This is a genomic window from Variovorax beijingensis, assembly GCF_003951285.1.
Lineage (GTDB): Bacteria > Pseudomonadota > Gammaproteobacteria > Burkholderiales > Burkholderiaceae_C > Variovorax > Variovorax beijingensis.
The window spans coordinates 237501-240000 of the sequence record NZ_RXFQ01000005.1 but is presented as its reverse complement, the minus strand read 5'-3'; the positions used below and the strand labels follow the sequence as shown (position 1 = coordinate 240000).

Genomic DNA, 2500 nt, shown 5'->3' with positions numbered 1-2500 from the left:
AAACTTCAATTTCGAGTCAAATCGAATTGAATGTACGGCATAACGCGTCAGGTGAAAGACCTGACATATTCCTTGTGATGATTTTGTAGTTTCGAAAGAAACGTCAAAGTTATAGGGTCAAGTGAATAAGAGCACGTGGTGGATGCCTTGGCGATGATAGGCGACGAAGGACGTGATAGCCTGCGATAAGCTTCGGGGAGCTGGCAAATTAGCTTTGATCCGGAGATTTCCGAATGGGGAAACCCACCGAAAGGTATCGCATGATGAATACATAGTCATGCGAGGCGAACCGGGTGAACTGAAACATCTCAGTAGCTCGAGGAAAAGACATCAACCGAGATTCCGAAAGTAGTGGCGAGCGAAATCGGAGAAGCCTGTTAGTGATAGCACAAGACATAACGGAACAGCTTGGAAAGGCTGGCCATAGCGGGTGATAGCCCCGTACGTGAAATGACCTGTGTGGTACTGAGCTAACGACAAGTAGGGCGGGACACGAGAAATCCTGTCTGAATATGGGGGGACCATCCTCCAAGGCTAAATACTCATCATCGACCGATAGTGAACTAGTACCGTGAGGGAAAGGCGAAAAGAACCCCGGGAGGGGAGTGAAATAGATCCTGAAACCGCGTGCTTACAAAAAGTAGGAGCCTCGTAAGGGGTGACTGCGTACCTTTTGTATAATGGGTCAGCGACTTACATTCAGTGGCAAGGTTAACCGAATAGGGAAGCCGTAGAGAAATCGAGTCCGAATAGGGCGATCAGTCGCTGGGTGTAGACCCGAAACCAAGTGATCTATCCATGGCCAGGATGAAGGTGCCGTAACAGGTACTGGAGGTCCGAACCGACTAGTGTTGCAAAACTAGCGGATGAGCTGTGGATAGGGGTGAAAGGCTAAACAAACTTGGAAATAGCTGGTTCTCTCCGAAAACTATTTAGGTAGTGCCTCAAGTATTACCATCGGGGGTAGAGCACTGTTTTGGCTAGGGGGTCATGGCGACTTACCAAACCAAGGCAAACTCCGAATACCGATGAGTACAGCTTGGGAGACAGAGCACCGGGTGCTAACGTCCGGACTCAAGAGGGAAACAACCCAGACCGCCAGCTAAGGTCCCTAAAATTGGCTAAGTGGGAAACGAAGTGGGAAGGCTAAAACAGTCAGGATGTTGGCTTAGAAGCAGCCATCATTTAAAGAAAGCGTAATAGCTCACTGATCGAGTCGTCCTGCGCGGAAGATGTAACGGGGCTAAGCCAGTTACCGAAGCTGCGGATTTGCAATTTATTGCAAGTGGTAGGAGAGCGTTCTGTAAGCCTGTGAAGGTGCGTTGTAAAGCGTGCTGGAGGTATCAGAAGTGCGAATGCTGACATGAGTAGCGTTAAAGGGGGTGAAAAGCCCCCTCGCCGTAAGCGCAAGGTTTTCTACGCAACGTTCATCGGCGTAGAGTGAGTCGGCCCCTAAGGCGAGGCAGAGATGCGTAGCTGATGGGAAACAGGTCAATATTCCTGTACCGTTATATAGTGCGATGTGGGGACGGATCTTAATAGGTCATCCGGGTGTTGGATATCCCGGTTTAGTTGGATGTAGGCGTGCATTAGGCAAATCCGGTGCACATATACCGAGGCCAACGATCGAGCGAGCTTGCTCGCGAAGTGACTGAACGAGGTTCCAGGAAAAGCCACTAAGCTTCAGCTATATACGACCGTACCGCAAACCGACACTGGTGCGCGAGATGAGTATTCTAAGGCGCTTGAGAGAACTCAGGAGAAGGAACTCGGCAAATTGACACCGTAACTTCGGAAGAAGGTGTGCCCTATTAGTGTGTAGTGAACAACGAAGCATGAATGGGTTGCAAAAAATCGGTGGCTGCGACTGTTTATTAAAAACACAGCACTCTGCAAACACGAAAGTGGACGTATAGGGTGTGACGCCTGCCCGGTGCTGGAAGATTAAATGATGGGGTGCAAGCTCTTGATTGAAGTCCCAGTAAACGGCGGCCGTAACTATAACGGTCCTAAGGTAGCGAAATTCCTTGTCGGGTAAGTTCCGACCTGCACGAATGGCGTAACGATGGCCACACTGTCTCCTCCTGAGACTCAGCGAAGTTGAAATGTTTGTGATGATGCAATCTCCCCGCGGAAAGACGGAAAGACCCCATGAACCTTTACTGTAGCTTTGTATTGGACTTTGAACAGATCTGTGTAGGATAGGTGGGAGGCTTTGAAGCAGGGTCGCTAGATCTTGTGGAGCCAACGTTGAAATACCACCCTGGTGTGTTTGAGGTTCTAACCTAGGTCCATTATCTGGATCGGGGACAGTGCATGGTAGGCAGTTTGACTGGGGCGGTCTCCTCCCAAAGCGTAACGGAGGAGTTCGAAGGTACGCTAGTTACGGTCGGACATCGTGACGATAGTGCAATGGCATAAGCGTGCTTAACTGCGAGACTGACAAGTCGAGCAGATGCGAAAGCAGGACATAGTGATCCGGTGGTTCTGTATGGAAGGG

Annotated in this window: 1 rRNA gene (running past one end of the window); it reads left to right on the top strand. The window is 49.9% G+C overall.

Annotated elements, in window-relative coordinates:
* Nucleotides 1-115: 115 nt before the first annotated feature.
* Nucleotides 116-2500: ribosomal RNA gene (locus EJO66_RS10515) — 23S ribosomal RNA — on the top strand (it continues 488 nt past the right edge of the window).